Annotated in this window: 15 protein-coding genes and 1 rRNA gene; 12 read left to right on the top strand and 4 right to left on the bottom strand. The window is 44.7% G+C overall.

What is annotated here, in order from left to right:
- Positions 1-5 precede the first annotated feature (5 nt).
- The 11 genes from hutI to ISX59_RS16460 all read left to right on the top strand — a co-directional run bounded on the left by hutI (position 6) and on the right by ISX59_RS16460 (position 14,306).
- A complete protein-coding gene (gene hutI, locus ISX59_RS16510) occupies positions 6-1,259 on the top strand; it encodes an imidazolonepropionase (protein ID WP_022011075.1) in 1,254 nt (417 codons plus the stop codon).
- Between the two features lie 29 nt (positions 1,260-1,288).
- Positions 1,289-1,918, top strand: a complete 630-nt coding sequence (locus ISX59_RS16505) for a cyclodeaminase/cyclohydrolase family protein (RefSeq protein ID WP_005782244.1) — start codon at positions 1,289-1,291, stop codon at positions 1,916-1,918.
- Entirely contained in the window at positions 1,915-3,411 is a 1,497-nt protein-coding gene (gene hutH / locus ISX59_RS16500) for a histidine ammonia-lyase (protein ID WP_032539210.1), read from the top strand. The genes ISX59_RS16505 and hutH overlap by 4 nt, the downstream gene beginning before the upstream one ends.
- A gap of 392 nt (positions 3,412-3,803) precedes the next feature.
- Complete coding sequence (locus ISX59_RS16495) at positions 3,804-4,448, top strand: TetR/AcrR family transcriptional regulator (RefSeq protein ID WP_005782249.1); 645 nt, start codon at positions 3,804-3,806, stop codon at positions 4,446-4,448.
- A gap of 49 nt (positions 4,449-4,497) precedes the next feature.
- Complete coding sequence (locus ISX59_RS16490; RefSeq protein ID WP_032531561.1) at positions 4,498-5,850, top strand: TolC family protein; 1,353 nt, start codon at positions 4,498-4,500, stop codon at positions 5,848-5,850.
- A 28-nt stretch (positions 5,851-5,878) separates the two neighbouring features.
- A complete protein-coding gene (locus ISX59_RS16485; RefSeq protein WP_005811320.1) occupies positions 5,879-6,895 on the top strand; it encodes an efflux RND transporter periplasmic adaptor subunit in 1,017 nt (338 codons plus the stop codon).
- 97 nt (positions 6,896-6,992) lie between these two features.
- The gene (locus ISX59_RS16480; protein ID WP_005782257.1) at positions 6,993-10,151 is read left to right on the top strand and encodes an efflux RND transporter permease subunit; all 3,159 of its coding nucleotides are present in this window, start codon (positions 6,993-6,995) and stop codon (positions 10,149-10,151) included.
- A gap of 18 nt (positions 10,152-10,169) precedes the next feature.
- A complete protein-coding gene (locus ISX59_RS16475; RefSeq protein ID WP_005782259.1) occupies positions 10,170-10,463 on the top strand; it encodes a PG0541 family transporter-associated protein in 294 nt (97 codons plus the stop codon).
- A gap of 112 nt (positions 10,464-10,575) precedes the next feature.
- Positions 10,576-11,949, top strand: coding sequence for an SGNH/GDSL hydrolase family protein (locus tag ISX59_RS16470; RefSeq protein WP_032531560.1), 1,374 nt, complete (start codon positions 10,576-10,578; stop codon positions 11,947-11,949).
- A complete protein-coding gene (locus ISX59_RS16465; protein ID WP_175413787.1) occupies positions 11,936-12,832 on the top strand; it encodes an SGNH/GDSL hydrolase family protein in 897 nt (298 codons plus the stop codon). Before ISX59_RS16470 ends, ISX59_RS16465 begins: the two co-directional genes overlap by 14 nt.
- Positions 12,819-14,306, top strand: a complete 1,488-nt coding sequence (locus ISX59_RS16460) for an MBOAT family protein (RefSeq protein ID WP_220576080.1) — start codon at positions 12,819-12,821, stop codon at positions 14,304-14,306. Before ISX59_RS16465 ends, ISX59_RS16460 begins: the two co-directional genes overlap by 14 nt.
- A gap of 140 nt (positions 14,307-14,446) precedes the next feature.
- Here ISX59_RS16460 and ISX59_RS16455 read toward each other — a convergent pair whose 3' ends face one another.
- The 4 genes from ISX59_RS16455 to ISX59_RS16440 all read right to left on the bottom strand — a co-directional run bounded on the left by ISX59_RS16455 (position 14,447) and on the right by ISX59_RS16440 (position 19,962).
- Entirely contained in the window at positions 14,447-15,022 is a 576-nt protein-coding gene (locus ISX59_RS16455) for a DUF4369 domain-containing protein (RefSeq protein ID WP_220576079.1), read from the bottom strand.
- 92 nt (positions 15,023-15,114) lie between these two features.
- Positions 15,115-16,077: a BT1926 family outer membrane beta-barrel protein gene (locus ISX59_RS16450; protein WP_005811308.1), complete on the bottom strand. Its 963-nt coding sequence runs from the start codon at positions 16,075-16,077 to the stop codon at positions 15,115-15,117.
- 23 nt (positions 16,078-16,100) lie between these two features.
- On the bottom strand, positions 16,101-18,581 hold the full coding sequence (locus tag ISX59_RS16445) for a hypothetical protein (protein ID WP_220576078.1): 2,481 nt from the start codon (positions 18,579-18,581) through the stop codon (positions 16,101-16,103).
- Positions 18,582-19,020: 439 nt separating this feature from the next.
- Entirely contained in the window at positions 19,021-19,962 is a 942-nt protein-coding gene (locus ISX59_RS16440) for a site-specific integrase (RefSeq protein ID WP_005782272.1), read from the bottom strand.
- A gap of 1,496 nt (positions 19,963-21,458) precedes the next feature.
- Here ISX59_RS16440 and ISX59_RS16435 point away from each other — a divergent pair.
- Positions 21,459-21,564: ribosomal RNA gene (locus ISX59_RS16435) — 16S ribosomal RNA — on the top strand; the annotation flags it as partial.

The following is a 21,564-nucleotide window of genomic DNA, read 5'->3' as shown; positions in this document are numbered from 1 at the left end:
GGACCATGAGCGAAAACTTAATCATATTTAATGCCAAAGTAGTAACTCCTCTCGGCTTTTCAGCCCGGAAAGGAAAGGAGATGGCGGAACTCCAAATCTTGGAGAATGCGACAGTCGAAGTTGTGGATGGCACCATCACTTACGTCGGTCCCAACCGGGGAGAAATACGTGACGGGTATTATCATCACTTCTGGCACTACAATGCCCGCGGAAAATGTCTGCTGCCCGGTTTTGTCGATTCACATACCCATTTTGTCTTTGGGGGTGAGCGTGCCGAAGAGTTTTCTTGGCGTCTTAAAGGAGAGAGCTATATGTCTATCATGCAGCGGGGCGGTGGCATTGCCAGTACAGTGGAAGCTACCCGGAAACTCTCTTTCATCTACCTGCGTTCCAGGGCAGAGGGACTTTTGAGGAAGATGACCTCCATGGGGATCACCACCGTTGAAGGTAAAAGCGGGTACGGACTGAACCGTGAAACGGAATTGCTGCAACTCAAAGTGATGCGTAGCCTGAATAATGATGAATGTACGCGCGTGGATATTGTGCCTACCTTCCTGGGAGCACATGCGCTGCCTTCCGAATACAAAGATCGTCCCGATGACTATATCGACTTCCTGATCCGTGAACTGCTTCCCGTCATTCAGCGGGATTCATTGGCCGAGTTTTGCGATGTGTTTTGTGAAGAGGGTGTCTTTTCCGTTGAACAGTCACGTCGTTTGCTGACAGCCGCCAGAGATTACGGGCTTTTACCGAAACTTCATGCCGACGAGATCGTTTCTTTGGGAGGGGCCGAACTGGCTGCTGAGTTAGGTGCCGTCTCTGCCGACCATCTGTTGCATGCTTCCGATGCAGGTATCGAAGCTATGGCCCGTAAGGGAGTGGTTGCCACGCTCCTTCCGCTCACTGCCTTCGCATTGAAGGAACCCTATGCCCGCGGACGGGATATGATCGATGCCGGATGTGCCGTGGCATTGGCTACAGATCTGAATCCGGGAAGTTGTTTCTCCGGCTCCATACCTCTGACGTTTGCCTTGGCTTGCATCCATATGCGGTTCACTGTAGAAGAGACCATTACGGCTCTTACTCTGAATGGTGCGGCTGCCCTTAACCGTGCCGATTCCATTGGCAGCATCGAAGTGGGTAAAAAGGGCGATTTCGTAGTGCTCGATTCCGACGATTATAATATTCTACCTTATTATGTAGGGATGAATTGCGTAAATACGACTATCAAAAGCGGAGTGCTTTATCCGTCTGTCTGAAATATAAACCCGATAATATCAGAAGAACTATGTTAGCAGAATTAACCGTAAAAGAGTTTTTAGATAAAGTAGCCGGTAGCGATCCTGTACCCGGAGGTGGTAGTATAGCGGCTCTCAATGGTGCTGTGGCTTCGGCGCTGACTGCCATGGTAGCCGGACTGACCGTTGGAAAGAAAGGGTATGAGGAACATGAGGAGCTGATGAAGCATATATCCCGCCTGAGCATTGGACAGCAGGAGCTTTTTGTCGAATACATCGATCGTGATTCCGAGGCGTATGATCGTGTTTTCGGTTGTTTTAAATTGCCTAAGACCACGGATGAAGAGAAAGCTGCCCGGAGCGCTGCTATTCAGGAAGCCACACGTTTTGCGGCACTCATCCCGATGCAGGTGGCACGCAATGCCTGCGAGTTGATGGAGATTATAGCCGATGTAGCCCGTCTGGGTAACCGGAATGCCATTACCGATGCCTGCGTAGCCATGATGGCTGCCCGTTCGGCGGTACTGGGGGCTTTGCTGAATGTCCGCATCAATCTGGCTTCGCTCAAAGACACAGCCTTTGTCGACGAATTGAAGCGGGAAGCCTGCCGTCTGGAGCAATTGGCCTGTACGCGGGAGAAAGAATTACTTGAAGTTGTCAACCAAGAACTGAATCAATGAATAATGTCTATTACGTAGGCTCCGGTGAACTGACTTTCGGAATCATCGAACGCATTATTAACGAAAATCTGAAACTGGAACTGGCTCCGGAAGCCCAAAAGCGCATTCGGAAATGCCGTGACTATCTCGACCGGAAAATAGCTGCTTCCACTGAACCGTTGTATGGTATCACTACCGGATTCGGTTCGTTGTGCAGTAAAAGCATATCACCCGATGAACTCAGCACCTTGCAGGAGAACCTTGTGAAAAGCCATGCTTGCAGTGTAGGCGAGGAGATTCGTCCGGTTATAGTCAAGTTGATGCTGTTGCTCAAGGCACATGCCCTGTCTTTGGGGCATAGCGGAGTGCAAGTCATCACTGTGCAGCGCATTCTCGATTTCTTCAATAATGACGTGATGCCCATTGTCTATGACCGTGGCTCCTTAGGGGCTTCGGGCGATTTGGCACCGCTGGCCAATCTTTTCTTGCCTTTGATCGGGGTGGGCGATGTATATTATAAAGGTAAGAAGCGTGAAGCCATCAGTGTGCTCGACGAGTTTGGCTGGGAGCCTGTAAGGCTGATGAGCAAAGAGGGGCTTGCCTTGCTGAATGGTACTCAGTTTATGAGTGCCAACGGAGTTTTTGCCTTGCTCAAAGCACAGCGGCTTTCAAAGAAAGCAGATATGATTGCCGCCCTTTCGCTTGAAGCTTTCGATGGGCGTATTGATCCCTTTATGGAATGTATTCAGCAGATCCGGCCCCATCAGGGACAGATTGAGACAGGAGAAATATTCCGCCGTTTGTTGCAGGGAAGCGAGCTGATAGCCCGTCCCGAAAAGCATGTGCAGGATCCGTACTCTTTTCGTTGTATCCCCCAGGTACACGGGGCAACGAAAGATGCCATCCGGTATGTCTCCTCTGTGTTGCTGACCGAAATTAATTCGGTGACGGACAACCCCACTATTTTTCCGGACGAAGATCAGATTATATCCGGTGGAAATTTCCACGGACAGCCATTGGCCATCTCTTTCGATTTCCTTGCCATTGCGATGGCCGAATTGGGCAATATCTCTGAGCGGCGTGTGGCACAATTAATCATGGGGCTGCGTGGGCTGCCGGAATTTTTGGTTGCCAATCCCGGACTTAATTCCGGCTTTATGATTCCCCAATATGCCGCCGCATCCATGGTCAGCCAGAATAAGATGTACTGCTATGCGGCTTCGAGCGATTCTATCGTTTCTTCCAACGGTCAGGAAGATCATGTCAGTATGGGAGCCAATGCCGCCACTAAACTTTTTCGGGTGATGGATAATCTGGAGCACATTCTCGCCATCGAGTTGATGAATGCCGCACAAGGAATAGAGTTTCGACGTCCGGCAAAAACCTCACCTATACTTGAGCGATATCTGGCTGCATATCGTAAAGAAGTCCCGTTTGTGAAAGACGATATCGTGATGTACAAAGAAATTCATAAAACGGTCGCTTTCCTCAACCGGACAAGGTCTGAGTATTAAGTCCGTTTTCTACATGCTGTCTATATTCCGCAGGCGATATAGATAGAGCACCCCTCTGAATGTCTGCCCTTCTCCCTCCACGGAAGAGGGGCGGGAGAGGGGTTTTCTTCTTCCCTATTCATCGGAATATATCCGTCGTTTATCGATTTTTCTCTTTCGGTGGGCGGGAATACCTTTCTGAAAGTATCTCTTAGCCTTATCTTTGCATCATTGTTTTCTGTTAACACTTGTTTCGATTTTCGTTTGGAAAGTTATAATATTTATCAAATATGTATGCATAATTAGGAAACTGATTTATCCCGTCGAGTTTTCTGCTTATCTTTGTTCAGTTTTTCGTTTCTATTAGGCGAAAACGCTGATAATCGATAGTCTAACAACAAAAGAACGGGTTAATGATTGAGAATGTGAAAGAGAACTCACAAAGAGGGGAACTAAGAGACAGAATTATTGAGACAGCTTCGGAAGCTTTTACTGCACATGGTATCAAAAGTATTACGATGGACGACATTGCTGCGTCCTTAAGTATATCGAAACGTACACTTTATGAGGTCTTTCAAGATAAAGAGAGCTTGCTGACCGAGTGTATTTTAAAGCGTCAGGAGGAGATGAATACCTTCTTGGCGGAAACTTTGGCTAACTCGAAAAATGTTCTTGAAGTTATACTTGTATGCTATCAGCGGAGCATTGAGACATTCCATCGAACGAACAAACGTTTTTTTGAGGACATAAAGAAATATCCGAAAGTTCACAGCTTGCTGAAGAATTACCGGGAAAGAGACTCAGACAGTACGATTGAGTTTTTCAAGATGGGCATTAAACAGGGGATATTCAGAGATGATGTAAACTTTGCCATTGTCAACCTGTTGGTTCACGAGCAGCTCGACCTGTTGATGAATACGGATATTTGCAATAAATATTCTTTCCTCGAGGTTTACGAGGCGATTATGTTTACCTATATCCGTGGAATTTCCACAGAGAAAGGAGCACGGGTATTGGAAGATTTCATAACGGAATATAGAAAACAAAGAATACACTAAGATAGGGAAGCACAAAGAAGTTCCCAGGATAAACAACTAAAATTATTGTATGAACAAAATGAAATGTTTCTTAAGCAAAAAGATGCTTTTAGCGGTGGCTGTACTGCTCTCGGTGGGTTATGTACAGGCACAGGAGGTTAAAGACACCTTGCAACTGACGCTTGACAAAGCACTGGAAATTGCGTTGAGTGAAAACCCCACAATGAAAGTGGCCGGCCAAGAGATTCAGCTGAAAAAAGAGGCTAAGAAGGAGGCATACGGAGGATTATTTCCGGAGATTTCGTTGACAGGTTCTTATTCGCGGACACTGAAAAAACAGACAATGGTGATGGACTTTGGCGGAGAATCGCAGACCATCCAGGTAGGTTCGGACAACTCGTATAACGGAGGACTGAATGTGAGTCTGCCCGTTTTTGCTCCGGCACTTTACAAGAGTATTAATCTGACTAAATCGGATGTAGAACTGGCTGTTGAGAAGGCACGCTCGTCAAAACTCGATCTGGTGAATCAAGTGACCAAGGCGTATTATCAACTGCTATTGGCACAGGACAGCTACGAGGTGCTTCTGCAGAGCTATGCACAGGCAGAGGCTAACTATGAAGTGGTGAAAGCCAAATACGAGCAAGGTACGGTTAGCGAGTACGATAAGATTCGCGCCGATGTACAGGTGCGCAGCCTGAAACCTTCGGTTGTTTCCGCCCGTAACGGGGTGAATCTTGCCCGTTTGCAGTTGCAGGTGCTGATGGGGATGGATACCGATGTAGCTATTGCCGCTGACGGTAACCTGAAGGATTATGAAATGGTGATGTTCCGTCGCCAGATGGAAAGCAACCAGCTGAACCTGAACAATAACAGCGATTTGAAGCAATTGGATTTAAATGCCGATTTGTTGAAGAAGACGCTGGCTGTTCAGCGGACTAACTTTATGCCGACGCTGGCTGCATCTTTCAACTATTCGTATACATCACTGAATAATGACTTTAAGATGTCACACTATAAGTGGTTTCCATATTCTACTGTCGGTTTGAGCCTGAGTATTCCTTTGTTTAAGGCAAGTAACTTTACGAAGGTGAAGCAGACCAAGATTCAGATGCAGCAATTGACCGAGAACCGTACCAACGTACAGCGTCAGTTGACTATGCAGGCCACCAGCTATCTGGACAATATGGCCGCAAGCACTGAACAGGTGGTCAGCAATAAAGAAGGAATCGTACAAGCAGAAAAGGGACGTCTCATTGCCCAGAAACGTTATGAAGTGGGAAAAGGGACTATCCTTGAACTGAACGATTCGGAAGTGGCGCTCACACAGGCCCAGTTGACCTACAATCAGTCTATTTACGACTATCTGGTTGCAAAGGCTGATCTTGATCAGGTATTGGGAAGAGAAGAGGTAACAGAGTAACTAAACACACAACAATTAAAATTTGAATATGAAAAGATGTTTCCAATTAGTAGCCCTGCTCGCCGTTGTGCTATTGGGCTCGTGCACTGGAGGAAAAGACAAAGGTGCCGCTGAAAAAACAGAAGAAAAGCCAAAAGTAAAATTGGCTGATGTAACAGCGCGCCCGGTAGAACAGATACAGGAATACACGGCAACTGTAGAAGCTGAAGTGAAGAATAACATTGCGCCTTCATCACCGGTGCGTATTGATAAAATCTTTGTAGAGGTAGGCGATCATGTATCCAAAGGACAGAGACTGGTACAGATGGATGCTGCCAACCTGAAACAGACTAAACTGCAACTGGACAACCAGGAAGTGGAGTTCAAGCGTATTGACGAACTTTATAAAGTGGGTGGTGCTTCCAAATCGGAATGGGATGCTGCGAAGATGGCCTATGACGTAAAGAAAACGGCTTACCAGAATTTGCTGGAGAATACTTCTTTGCTGAGTCCTATCAGCGGTGTGGTGACTGCCCGCAATTATGATAGCGGTGATATGTACAGCGGAGGCAATCCGGTGCTGACCGTCGAGAAGATCACTCCGGTTAAGCTGCTGATCAACGTATCCGAGGTTTACTTTACCAAAGTGAAAAAAGGTGCTCCTGTCGATGTGAAACTGGATGTTTATGGCGATGAGGCTTTCGAAGGCAAAATCAGCCTGATTTATCCGACAATCGATCCGACTACCCGTACATTCCAGGTAGAGATTCAGTTGCCTAATCAGAATCAGAAAGTACGTCCGGGAATGTTTGCCCGTGCCAGTCTGAACTTCGGTACGGAAGAGAATGTGGTTGTTCCCGATCTGGCGATTGTGAAACAGGCAGGTGCCGGTGACCGCTATGTGTATGTATACAAAGATGGAAAGGTGACATACAATAAGGTCGAACTGGGACGCCGCATGGGTGCTGAATATGAGTTGAAGTCCGGTGTACCCAACAATTCTCAGGTAGTCATTGCCGGTCAAACCCGATTGATCAACGGCACTGAGGTAGAAGTAGAAAAATAATGAATCAATGTAACCGTATGCCGTGTGTTTCCTTATAACGTATGGGGCACCATTTACGGCATACCGGTACATTATCCACTTTTAATAATTAGGAAAAATGAGTTTATACGAAGGAGCGGTAAAAAAACCGATTATGACCTCCCTCTGCTTTCTTGCAGTGGTGATTTTTGGTCTCTTCTCTTTGTCCAAATTGCCTATCGACTTGTATCCGGATATCGATACGAATACGATCATGGTAATGACCGCCTATCCCGGAGCAAGTGCTTCGGATATAGAAAACAACGTGACTCGTCCGTTGGAGAATACGCTGAATGCTGTCAGCAACCTGAAGCATATCACTTCCCGTTCGTCCGAAAATATGTCTCTGATTACATTAGAGTTTGAATATGGTAACGATATCGATGTACTGACAAATGATGTACGCGACAAACTGGATATGGTCAGCTCTCAGCTGCCGGATGATGTGGAGAACCCCATCATCTTCAAGTTCAGTACCGACATGATTCCAATTGTACTGCTGTCGGTACAAGCTAATGAAAGCCAGTCGGCATTATATAAGATTCTGGACGACCGTGTTGTTAACCCGTTGGCACGTATCCCCGGTGTGGGTACGGTATCCATCAGTGGTGCGCCCCAACGTGAGATTCAGGTCTATTGTGACCCTAACAAACTGGAAGCCTATAATCTGACCATTGAAACAATCAGTTCGATTATTGGTGCCGAGAACAAAAATATCCCCGGTGGTAACTTCGATATCGGTAACGAGACTTATTCGCTGCGTGTTGAAGGAGAGTTTGACGATTCGCGCCAACTGGAAGATGTTGTAGTAGGTAGTTACAATGGGGCAAATATTTATTTGCGTGATGTGGCCCGGGTAGTCGATACGGTAGAAGAGCGCGCTCAGGAAACATATAATAATGGAGTGAAAGGTGCCATGATTGTCGTACAGAAGCAATCGGGAGCCAATTCCGTAGATATCTCCAAGAAAGTGGCCGAGGCCCTGCCTAAGTTGCAGAAGAATTTGCCGAGTGATGTGAAGCTGGGAGTGATTGTCGATACATCGGACAACATCCTCAACACCATCGACAGTTTGGCCGAGACCGTATTGTATGCCCTTTTATTCGTTGTCATCGTGGTGTTCCTTTTCTTGGGACGTTGGCGTGCGACATTGATTATATGTATCACTATTCCGCTTTCGCTGATTGCCTCGTTTATTTACCTGGCCGTCACCGGAAATACGATTAACATCATCTCACTTTCGTCCCTTTCTATTGCCATCGGTATGGTGGTGGACGATGCGATTGTGGTACTTGAAAATGTGACGACCCACATCGAACGTGGTTCCGATCCGAAACAGGCTGCGGTGCACGGAACCAATGAGGTGGCTATCTCCGTTATTGCTTCCACACTGACCATGATTGCGGTGTTCTTCCCGTTGACGATGGTAAGTGGTATGTCCGGAGTGATGTTTAAGCAGTTGGGATGGATGATGTGTGCCATCATGTTTATCTCTACTGTGGCTGCTTTGTCATTGACCCCGATGCTCTGTTCGCAGTTGTTGCGTTTACAGAAGAAGCAATCGAAGACCTTCAAGCTCCTTTTCGGCCCTATTGAGAAAGGACTGGATGCTTTGGATACAGGCTATGCCCATATGTTGAACTGGGCAGTTCGGCATCGTCCGATTGTTATCTTTGGTTGTATCGTGTTCTTTGTCGTCAGCCTGTTCTGTGCCAAGAGCATCGGTACTGAATTCTTCCCGGCGCAGGATAATGCCCGTATCGCAGTTCAGCTGGAGTTACCTATCGGAACACGCAAAGAGCTGGCACAAGAGATTTCGGAGAAACTGACTAACCAATGGCTGAACAAATATAAAGGTGTAATGACTGTATGTAACTATACGGTAGGACAGGCCGACTCAGACAATACCTGGGCCTCTATGCAGGATAACGGTTCGCACATTATATCGTTCAACATCAGTCTGGTCGATCCGGGTGATCGTGATATCAGCCTTGAACAAGTCTGTGACGAAATGCGTGAAGATCTGAAGAAATATCCGGAGTTCAGCAAAGCGCAGGTCATCCTGGGTGGTAGTAACACAGGTATGTCTGCTCAGGCAAGTGCCGATTTTGAGGTATATGGTTATAGTATGGAGGAAACCGATAGCGTAGCTGCACGTCTGAAACGTGAGTTGCTCAATGTGAAAGGTGTGTCGGAAGTCAACATCAGCCGTAGTGACTATCAGCCCGAGTATCAGGTAGACTTCGATCGTGAGAAACTGGCTTTGCACGGATTGAATCTGGCAACCGCCGGTAATTATCTGCGTAACCGTATTAATGGTGCCATTGCCTCTAAATACCGTGAGGATGGAGACGAATATGACATTAAAGTGCGTTATGCGCCGGAACACCGTACAAGTATTGAAAGCATCGAGAATATCCTTATTTATAACAGTCGTGGAGAAGCCGTACGCGTAAAAGAGCTTGGAAAGGTTGTCGAACGTTTTGCGCCACCTACCATCGAGCGTAAAGACCGTGAACGTATTGTGACCGTATCGGCGGTTATCTCCGGCGAAGCATTGGGTAACGTGGTGAATGCGGGTAACGCCATTATCGATAAGATGGATATTCCGTCGGATGTAACAATTCAGGTAGCCGGTTCATACGAAGACCAGCAAGATTCGTTCCGCGACTTGGGTACACTTGCTATCCTTATTGTCGTACTGGTATTTATTGTAATGGCAGCGCAGTTCGAATCATTGACTTATCCGTTTATCATTATGTTCTCATTGCCATTTGCTTTCAGTGGGGTATTGATGGCCCTTTTCTTCACAAAGAGCACACTGAGTGTGATGAGTTTGTTGGGGGCCATCATGTTGATCGGTATCGTTGTAAAGAATGGTATTGTGCTTATCGACTACATCACCCTTTGCCGTGAGCGTGGATTGGCAGTGCTTAACTCCGTTGTAACAGCCGGCAAGAGCCGTCTTCGCCCGGTATTGATGACCACTGCTACTACTGTCCTCGGTATGATTCCGATGGCAATCGGTGGTGGACAGGGTTCGGAGATGTGGAGTCCGATGGCGATTGCCGTAATTGGCGGTTTGACGGTTTCTACCATTCTGACCTTGATTCTCATTCCTACTTTATACTGTGTGTTTGCCGGTACAGGTATCAAGCATCAGCGTAAAGTGTTGAGACGCAAACGTGAGCTGGAAGCTTACTTTGAAGAGCATAAAGATGAAATGATTAAGAAATAATAAAGAAGAAATCAAGATATGAAATCAGTATTAATCACATTCGATCAGGCTTATTTCGAACGTATCATTGCTTTGCTGGACCGTTTGAGTTGCCGTGGTTTCACCTATTTGGAACGGGTGCAGGGACGTGGCTCGAAGACAGGCGATCCCCACTTCGGCAGCCATGCCTGGCCCAGTATGTGTTCGGCCATCATCACGGTGGTGGACGACAAGAAGGTTGACCCGTTGCTGGATGCATTGCATAAGATGGACATGCAGACAGAGCAGCTTGGCCTGAGAGCTTTTGTCACCAACGTGGAGCGGAGCATTTAACGCCTGCCGACAGATAACATCAGAGGAGAATCTCATTAATTTAATGTAGATTCTCCTCTCTTTTTATGGGTTTTATCTATCTTTGCAACTTCTTATTAAATTAAGAGCGTGCATGAAAAATTATTTGAAATATTCGTTGTGGCTGACATTGATTGTCTTGTTTGCATTGATTGGAATGCACTGGCTGCCGGCTATAACGATCGACGGACATACAATGAGACGGGTAGATTTGCTGAGTGATGTCCGTATGCCTGAACCTGATAAAGATGAAGCGGAAGCAGACAGCCTGCCTCCGGTCCCGGTAGTGAAACCTGCATTTGTAGATACGTGTCGCAGTGGGATGACCTGTATCGAAGATTATAGTGACTCTACGATGCGGGGAATGACTCCTTTTTATCGTGCCTTGGACGAGATTCAATCGAAAGGCCGGTTGGTGCGGATAGCGGTATTTGGCGATTCTTTTATTGAGGCAGATATTTTCACTGCCGATCTTCGTGAGATGTTGCAGAAACGTTTCGGTGGGTGTGGTGTCGGTTTTGTTACCATTACTTCGATGACCAGTGGATACCGTCCGACGGTACGTCATTCTTTTGGCGGATGGTCCAGTCATGCGGTGACCGATAGCGTTTATTTCGACAAAAAGAAGCAAGGAGTTTCCGGACACTACTTCGTTCCTCGTGAAGGGGCCTATGTCGAACTCCGGGGGCAGAATAAATATGCTTCCCTGCTCGATACTTGCCAGACAGCTTCCATCTTTTTCTATAACAAAGGTGAAGTCAGCCTTTCCGTTCGTGTCAACCGTGGTGAGACTGATACACGGGAATTCCCTTCTACCGGCAGTTTGCAGCAGATGAAGGTAAACGGTCGCATCGGCTCGGTGCGCTGGGATATCAATCAGGCAGATTCTACTTTATTTTATGGATTGGCAATGGATGGTACGCAAGGGATTATTGTCGACAATTTCTCGTTGCGCGGCAGTTCGGGACTCTCGCTTCGCAGCATTCCGTCAAAGATGCTGCAAGAGTTTAATGCCCAGCGTCCCTACGACTTGATTATTCTGGAATATGGTCTGAATGTTGCGACCGAGCGGGGACGGAACTACGATCCTTATAAGAAAGGCCTTCTTACGGCCATAAACCACTTGAAAGAGTGTTTTCCACAATCCGGTTTTTTGTTGCTGAGTGTGGGTGACCGCGATTATAAGACCGATACCGGCGAATTACGCACGATGCCCGGTGTGAAAAACCTGATTCGCTATCAGCAAAGCATAGCAGCGGAAAGCGGAATTGCTTTCTGGAACATGTTTGAGGCTATGGGAGGTGACGGAAGTATGGCAGGGTTGGTACATGCCAAGCCTTCTTTGGCTAATTATGATTATACACACATCAACTTCCGGGGTGGACGTCACCTGGCAGGACTACTATACGAAACATTGATTTATGGAAAAGAACAGTATGAAAGGAGAAAGGCCTATGAGGCTGAATAAACGGTTGGGGGTGTTACTCCTTTTGTTTTCCGGAATTTTTTCGGTTCAGGCACAAGATCTTTTGCCTGCCTGCCCGCGGATGGACAAGGGTACGAAAGCCTGCAAGCCGATGCGTGAACCGGGGTCGCTGGGAGATACTGTTTCTGTGAAAGTTACTTTTCCCGTAGCCTTCAGAGGAGTGGGGAGAAATGAAATCATAGATAGCCTGGGAGTGCTGACTCCCATACTTGAGCGTTTACGGCTGGTGCAAAACGGAAGTTCGGAGGATACCGTACGTATTGTTCATATCGGTGACAGCCACATACGCGGACACATCTTTCCCCGTACTACCGGTGCCCGGCTGACAGAAACATTTGGAGCGGTGTCCTATACGGATATGGGAGTCAATGGAGCTACTTGCCTGACGTTTACTCATCCTGACCGTATTGCGGCTATTGCAGCCTTGAAACCCGAGCTGTTGGTTCTTTCGTTTGGAACGAATGAAAGTCATAACCGGAAGTACAACTCGAATGTGCATTACCGACAGATGGAGGAACTGCTCGGATTGTTGCGCGACAGTTTGCCAAATGTACCTATCTTGCTGACTACTCCTCCGGGATCTTACGAGAGTTTCCGTCAACGTCGCCGGCGTCGTACTTATGCTGTCAATCCCCGTACGGTAACAGCAGTGAATACAATCCATGATTTTGCCCGCCGCCACAAGTTGGTGGTGTGGGATATGTACAATATCGTAGGCGGAAGCCTGCGTGCCTGCAAAAACTGGATAGATGCGGGACTGATGCGTCCGGATCATGTGCACTATCTTCCCGAAGGTTATACACTTCAGGGAGAATTATTATATGAAGCCATTATTAAAGCCTATAATGAGTATGTTTCCCATTGATATCGATTTTAGCCGCCTGTTGGAGGCCTTTAAATACAATCCGGATGCTCCGATGATATTCAGCAGTGGAATTTTCCTCTGGCTCTTCGCTGCGTTCATGGTAATCTATACACTGTTGCAGCACCGCAACACAGCGCGTATTTTATTTGTCGCTCTTTTCTCTTATTATTTTTATTATAAGAGTAGTGGTACTTATTTCTTCCTGCTCGCCATTGTCACCGTTACCGATTTTGTGATAGCTTGGCTGATGGATCGGACCGATGTCCGCTGGAAGCGTAAACTATGGGTAATACTTAGTGTATCGGTCAATTTAGGATTGCTCTGCTACTTCAAATACACTAATTTTCTTGGTGGTGTCATTGCTTCGCTGATGGGGGGAGAGTTCACCGCACTCGATATCTTTTTGCCTGTCGGCATCTCTTTCTTCACCTTCCAGTCGTTAAGTTATACTATCGATGTTTACCGGAGAGAGATCAAGCCCCTTACCAGTTTACTGGACTATGCCTTTTATGTTTCTTTCTTTCCTCAGTTGGTGGCAGGCCCTATCGTGCGGGCACGCGATTTTATTCCGCAAATTCGTAAACCGCTGTATGTGTCACAAGAGATGTTCGGTAGAGGCATTTTCCTGATTGTCGCCGGATTGTTCAAAAAAGCGGTTATTTCCGATTATATCAGTGTCAACTTTGTGGAGCGCATTTTTGACAATCCTACGCTTTATTCGGGAGTTGAGAATCTGATGGGACTTTATGGCTATACCTTGCAGATTTATTGTGATTTTTCAGGATACAGTGATATGGCAATCGGTATCGCCCTTTTGCTTGGTTTTCATTTCAATCTGAATTTTAATTCTCCGTATAAGTCAGCCTCGATCACCGAGTTCTGGAGGCGTTGGCACATTTCGTTGTCGAGTTGGTTGCGCGATTATCTTTATATCTCCTTGGGGGGTAACCGACATGGAAAGTTCCGTCAGTATCTCAATCTGATTATTACCATGTTTCTCGGTGGATTGTGGCACGGGGCTTCCTGGAATTTTGTATTGTGGGGCACTTTTCATGGCGTGGCACTTGCTCTACACAAAGCGTGGATGTCTATCGCCGGAAGAAAGAAAGGGGAGACCAGTCACGGCATTCGGCGGGTATTGGGTGTCATTATTACCTTCCACTTTGTTTGTTTCTGCTGGATTTTCTTCCGTAACGCCGATTTTCATAATTCAATGGATATGTTGAACCAGATTTTTACGGCTTTTCGTCCCCAGCTTTTTCCGCAACTGATTGAGGGATATTGGCGGGTATTTGCACTGATGGTAGTCGGGTTTCTGCTTCATTTTGCTCCGGATAGTTGGGAAAATGCTGTTTGTCGTGGAGTTATCAAACTCCCTTTCCTTGGCAAGGCCCTTGTGATGGTGGCTATGATCTATCTGGTTATCCAAATGAAGAGTAGTGAAATTCAGCCGTTCATCTACTTCCAGTTCTGATACTTTCTGTACCGGTTGGGGCAAGGGAGAGAAAAAGAAACCGGAAACCTCCTCACGGAGCTTTCCGGTGCAACACTAAAAGTACCGGGCAGGCAGAGAACTAGGTAAAACTCCTGCCAGTGTGTTCCGGTATGTTTTCCCTAACCGATACCGAGTGTTTTTCGTGCTTCGGCTTGTTGCTTTTCGTTTAGTTTGTTTTGATAGGCTTTATATAAATACTTTCCTACAGGGCTGCCGGCGTGTCTCACAATCTGTTCCAACACAAATCCCGCAAAAGCTTGTTTGATTTCTTTTATCTCTTTCCCGGTGAAATCCCGGTCTTTGAACCGGTCGATGGCTACCAAGGTCTGCATCATCTCCTCGTTCAGTCCGGTGCCTTCCACCAGTACGATGTCTCCTACTTTTGTGTTGATCTCTCCTGGTTCCAGAACTATGGGTAGAGTGATGGGGAACCGGTCGCTGTCAGTTTCCTGAATAAAGAGTTCCCTCACTTCAGGAGCATTTATTTTTCCACTGAACACAAAGCGTCCTTCACTCACCGTAGCGCTGTCATATCTCACTGTGCCTTTGACAGCATCTTGCAGATAGATGGTTCTGCCTTCCAGTTTCTCGTTGGTCACTATTCCTCTGAGGTGGTAAGTCCCTTCTTGGGGTGCATGGTTGCAGGCTCCCATTATGAGGACTATCAACAAAATTCCTGTGAGTTCTCTTTTCATCTTCTTCTTATCTATCCTATGGTTTAGAAAAAATCACCCCATACATACCCGAAGGTAGAACGGGGTGATCTTTCGTAGTATTCTGGACTTATTTAAAATCTAAATCCTATTTTCAGGTTGGGCAGAGCAAACAAGTTGATGTTGTGATGTCCTACCTTATAGACGGGTGTTCCTTTCGGGATAATCTGAATCATGTCGTAGCGATAAGCTACCGGTTGAACTTCAAATCCCAGGATCAGTCCTTTGCTGAGGCTGTATTCGATACCCGCAACGGCTGCTGCGCGTAAACCGAATATCTGTCCGGCTTTGCTGTTGGGGATATAAACCTCCAGGGGAGTACCTGTGACGTCTCCATCGTCTACGACCGGACTATTGTCCTGTCCGCTCGGATCTTGACTCGGTTGTAAATTGGTATCATCTCCATCTGTGTCCATATCTTTATCATTTACCATGACTCCGGTATACGGAAGTGTGGTTTCTATTCTTCCCATTTGCCAGCCCAGCAGGCCACCTACATACAGATTGATGCGTTCGTTTTTTGTGTTGAAGTAATAGTTTGAGCCAATATTAACCGACCAGTTGTTTTTGATTCTGCCTTCCATATATTGAAGAGCCGGAATCTGCATATCGGTAACCGTCTTGTCTCCCTCGATATAATCCTTTTTGGGGGTTACACCGATGTTCATGCTGAACATCAGATTAACATCCCAACGGTCTGTCAGGAAGTATTTTCCCTGTATACCGATGATATTGACCAAATTATTAGAATTCAAATCTCCCAGTTGAAGGTAAGTAGCCGGATCGGATGACTGGTGTCCGGATGTATTGCCTAATCCTACATTCGGAAAGCTATAGTTTTGTCCGTTCCAGTAGGTAGGCAACAGATAGTTCTCCGTATTGTTGTTGAACATCTGCGAACTACCCAGTATCATGGATACTTGCCACTGACCTTTTTTAGGAGCAAACGACGCATCATCGCTGCTGCTGTATTGCTGCGCCATCACAGGCGCAACAGTACATACAGACAGAAGGATTATGCATAGTTTCTTTATCATATATATTCTTCTTTAATTTTTTATTATTCAGCTGCGTAAGCGTCCAAGAGTTTCTTCAGGGTTGCGTTCAAGCCATCCACTGCTGCTTGCATTTCGTCTACTGTTCTTTGAGCCTTTTCGATATTTTGTTTAAGCAGGTCAAGATACTGTTCATTGCCTTCGTTATTGGTATATCCGAATTTCTCAAACAAAGCAATTTTGTTGTCAATAGTTTCTACAGCGCTCTTCGCTTTGGTAATAATTCCTTCTTGATATTCAAGTAAACTTTTCAAGGTCTTGCTATTTTCGCTTACCTTATAGGTGTGGCTGTCGGCATCATAATACGTATAGTAGAAGTATCCATCTTCCATAGCTCTTCCAACAAGGGCAATTTCGGCTTCAATCTTGGAATACTCAGTTACGACATTACCCAAAAGTGGTTTTTGTTCGTTAGAAGTATAGTAGTCTTTGTAAGGGTTACCTTCAGAGAAAATATTGTTTTTACGTTTCGACTTATCACCTTTAATCAGGTAGCAAGCCAATTCTGCCTGCCACAATGCGGCGTTTTCATCTTTGATCTGTGCTTCCAGTTTTTCTATGTTTTCGTTGATAGCTTCCACTTCTGCAAGTACAGGATCTGCTTCTGCCTTGATCTTGGCATACAAAGCCTGCCATTTGTCGAGGTTAGCCAGATAGTTAGATTCCTGGGCTAAATTGGAGTATTTAATGAATGAACCTGAATTTTCGTCGGGATCTTCAATCAACTGAGAAACATTTTTGGGCATATCATATTTATTTGCTGATACTTCTTTAGGTTCGATGCTCTTTTCAAGATTAAGCGTTGAACCACCGAACAGTGCTTGATTAGCCTCCAAGAAGGCAGAGAGTGTGCTACCTTCAGCTTTAGCATTGAATGATGTTGCAAGAGTTTCATTGCCGATTAATGAACTTATATCGTTACTTACTGCAGTTGCAATTGCTTCATTGAAAGTAGCCAGATTAGCGTCCGTTAAAGCGTCTTTATAATTAGTAGCGAATTCTACGTTAAGACCGTCTACCGCTTTTCTCTTTTCAAGGTATCCCAATATGGAGGTACGCAGTGTGTTGGCTGTTTCCAACTTCTTGTCTTCAGCTTTTAAGCTGTTATAAGTTGTGATCTCTTTCTTAATCGCTTGATAAGTGTTGGCTCCTTTATAGTTATTATAAGCCTTCAGTGCTCCTACATAAGCAGCGTATGCGTCGATCCATGTGATAGAATCAGCTTTGAACTGGGCGTAAGCCGGTTTCTTATCAATTTCTAAACGCTTAAGTTCATTTTCAAATTTAGCTTTGTATGCATCCAGTAATTTTCCGCTGGCATCGAACGCTTCGCTATTCTCTCCTTGATAATATGCCTTTATAGCATTGGCGATGGCTCCTATTTTAGTTGCTTTTTCATTGAGGCTAAGATCTTTAACCACTACATCTTTCTTCATGGTGTATTGGTATTTCAGCAATTCTGCGTCCCAAGCATCCTCAACAAAGATTTCATCAAGATCTTCAACGAGTGCGTCTTCACCCTCTTCGACTGACAATGCGCTGTATAATCCGCTCACCAAAGCAGGATCTACATCTGCCTTAGCCAAAGTATAAGCAGAGGATTGGGCGTCCAGCTTTATCTTTTCTTCAATAATTTGTTGATTAATAGGGAAGATCGGTTTTCTCATTTCTTCGATTTTGGTATAGGCTTCGTCTTCTTTAGCGTCAAGAGCCTGCAAATCGGTTTTATAGCCTTTCAGCTTATCTGCGAGAACTTTGCTGTCTGTACCTGTTGCGTCCAGTGCTTTGTATTCTTCCAATAAACTTTGCTGGATTTCCAGTGTTTTAGTGGCGTGTGTTTTATCCAATTGCAATTCTTCCAGATAATATTTGTTTTGAGATAAGTAGTTAATCTCGGCAACTTCTGCTTTCATCAACTCTGATTTTGCATTCGCTAAATCAGCTAATGCACCATAGCTGGAATTTGTTGTAGTAGTTGTTTCTCCATTGGTGGTAGACTCGGATTTATATGTAAATCCAACTAATAAGTTCCGATACTTCCGGATTTCTTTGGTATACACATCATCCTTCATTGTCAGCAAAGCCACTTCGATTTCCATCAAGGCTTTTTTGTTGTTATACTCAGCTTGTGCGGTAAGTGTCTGTAGCTCGAACATCCTTGCTTTGAACTCTTCAGTTCTTTTTTGAGCTTCAGCTTCCCAATAAGCTTTTTGTTCTGCTGTTTTAGCTTGTTCTGCTTCTAAACTGCATTTTTTCAGTTCCAAGTCAACCTGATCTTTCTCAAGCTTAACTTTTTCCCGTTCTACCTTGACCAGTTGGATTTCGGTCAATGCACTTTCATAGGCGGCTTTTGCCTTAATGAATTCCGCTTTCGCTCCGCGAAGTTGTTCGATTCCTGCCGGTTCATCATTATCGATACATCCGGTGAATGTTGTAGTTGCCCCTCCCACTAAGAGCGCAGCTACGAGATAAGTCCATTTTCTCATACCTCTGTTTTTAAGTGTTAATAAAAAATGTTATGTAAGTAAATCAATGTTTCTCTCTTGCCAATTCCGGCTTTGCCTCTATCTGTATAATACCTCTATCTACCGTTACTTTATAGGTAACAGTAAATGAATCGTTTGGGACGTAAGAAGCGTCTTGTAGGGGAATCCAGGAGTTGGAAAGTGAATCTTATATGTAATAAGGTATAATAAAAGAGTGACTCTTTGCTTCCACAATAAGCAAAGAGGGGAAGAAGCATGCAATTCTTTGAGACAACTTCACAACAAACCGGAGCCTGTGGGAATCATTTTCTATCTATGAAGGAATTATTTTCTCTTTGTCTTGAAAAAAAATGTTTCTTAATTTGCTTTTTTGTGAAAAAAGGTATATGTTTGCCAAACACTTACAAAAGAGTTACCTATAAAGTAACAGAGCTGTTAATCAGTAATTTAATTTGGTATATGCCTCTCTCGCATATTTAATTATGCTCTTATTTGTTTCATCTAATTTCTTAACATTGAAAGGCTTCAAATAAGTCTCCGTCACTTTAATGGAGGAGTGTCCCATTGCTTCACTGATAATCCCCGGATGCACTTCCAGATAGTAGGCAAGTGTTGCCCATGTATGGCGTGCGGTGTACGAACTGATATTGCTGTTGAATCCAAGTAGATCCGCCAACTTTGCCAATTGATAATTGAATGTCCGTAATGCTTGCTGATATACTCTATAATTATCTTGACTTTTCTCGTTTTCTTCCAATATTGGAAATAGGTAAGTAGCGTCCGGATCTGTATTCTTCCATTCGTCGATGATATCCATGGCTTCTTTCGGCACAGTGACGGTGAGTGGACTGCCTGTTTTGTGACGGTGATAAGTGAGTGTATTTCCATCTAAGTCAGTTTTTTGCAGATAAGCCAGATCTACAAACGGAAGACCTCGCAATAAGAACATCAATACGAACAATTGATGGGTACGTCGCAAGGTTTCAGTCTGTTTCCGGGTAGACTGTGTATTGAGCAATCGTCCCATGTCTTCCGGCTTCAGTGCTCGTTTGATGTCTGTTCGAGTGCCGGTGTATACCTTTTTGAAGAGTCTGGGCATGTATGGTGCCAACTTTCGGTCTACAGCCCGATTATAAACTGCCCGCAGGACTCGCATATAGGTCGATACTGTATTCCAACTATTCCCTCGGCTTCTCAAGAAGTACTCAAAGCACTTCAGTAGTTCCGGTTTTATCTGTCGGAAATAGATTTCTTCTTTTCCCAGAAAAGTAATGAATGCATTTTTACTCGCTTGGTAAATGTGGGCTGTTCCCAGTGCATTGCCCGTTTTTAGATTTTCGATCATGGTATCCATGAATCGGGTAAAGTTCTTCTCTTTCATACGTAAGTGTTGCTTGGTTCCTAGTTTTTTCTTTGGAACAAGATAGGAATTTTTGTCGGAGGAAGAAAATGGAGTAGGGGATATGTGGTAATATTATCGCTATCCCTTCCTCTCTCTTCCTTTCTTGCTTGCTCTCTCTCTCTTTTTCAAATCCGTATATCTTTTTTTGATGTTTTTCTTCTGAACCGTTTCCTTGTCTGGCAAAAATCGGCTCCACAGCCCCCTGTACGCTCACTTTATTTGGTTTAAAACCAGCTCGCCTTTTGTTTTAAAGGTACTGCCCCCTCTGGTTTCCACTTCCCGTAGCATTTTTGAAAATCCTTTGCAACCATACTTACCCAAATCGCAACTATCCCTTTCCGTCCGCCTTGTATCCCTCTTTTCGATAAACAATCCTTCTTCTCTCCATCTTCTTCATTTCCAATACTTTCCTACCTTTATCCTCTTCCTTCTCCGTCGTTTGATTTAACGCTGTGTTAAATCAAGTCTTTTGTCTTCAAATAACAAACCTTTTAAATGTAAGAGCCTTGTTATTTCCGCTTTTAAAACAAATGTTCCCTCAATCGCAATTAACAATGTTAACGCCAAAAGCCGCTGGATTTCTGATTTCTCTACTCAATCTTGTCGCAACCGGAGAGTACTGAAAAGACTGTATCCCGTGAAATCCTCCTCTTTTTTACAGATACTTCTGACAAGGATACAACCCTGCCAGCAACTTTTTATGTTTTCGTCTGATTCCTTACAGGTGTTTCTGAGAGTAATAAAATCCCTTGACTAAGTTTTGTTTTTCCCTTTTTTCGTCTGTCCGTATCCCGCTTTTCCCCTTTCTGTCCTCCTGGTCTTCTTTCTTTCTTCTTTTCCCTCTATATTATAATAATGTGTCCCCCTTTTCCCTTTCCCTCCCTCTTCAAAAAACATGTTTAACAATAGCTCTATTCCTCAGTTACTTACAATAAAATTCACTTTTTATTCAAAAAAAGACCTTTAATAATTTGTCTTGTATTGGTAAATCGCGTACTTTTGCACCCGCTTTCCAAGAGAGGGAAAGCCTATTGAAATTGACATGTTGCAAAAGCGCTCGGATCCGCTTAAGAGATCTACCCCGAAAAATATTTCCGAATTTATTTGGTTATATACTTAAAAAGTAGTTATCTTTGTCGTCCGATTCGCAAAGAAAAGGCAGTTTCTTTTCTTGGTTCTTTTCCTATCTATAGATAGTTTAAGATTTCCCTTCGAAAGAAACATTTTAAAAAAAAAACTTCCAAAAACATTTGGTGTTTTGAGATAAACCTTTTACCTTTGCACCCGCTTTTGAAACGAAGCGCAATCGAAAAGAAGAGTTCTTTGAAAAATTGATAAACAATACAAGTAGTACAAGTAAATTTAGAACCGTCAATACTTATTATATAGGTATATGAAAAATGACCGTCAATAAATTTTCGACATCCTGAACAGAGCTAATATTGTCCCTTATTGGGATATATAACAATACTTTTACAATGAAGAGTTTGATCCTGGCTCAGGATGAACGCTAGCTACAGGCTTAACACATGCAAGTCGAGGGGCATCAGGAAGAAAGCTTGCTTTCTTTGCTGGCGACCG

Source organism: Bacteroides sp. FSHCM14E1, assembly GCF_019633785.1.
In the GTDB taxonomy this organism is placed as follows: domain Bacteria; phylum Bacteroidota; class Bacteroidia; order Bacteroidales; family Bacteroidaceae; genus Bacteroides; species Bacteroides hominis.
This window is presented reverse-complemented; position numbering and strand designations above follow the sequence as displayed.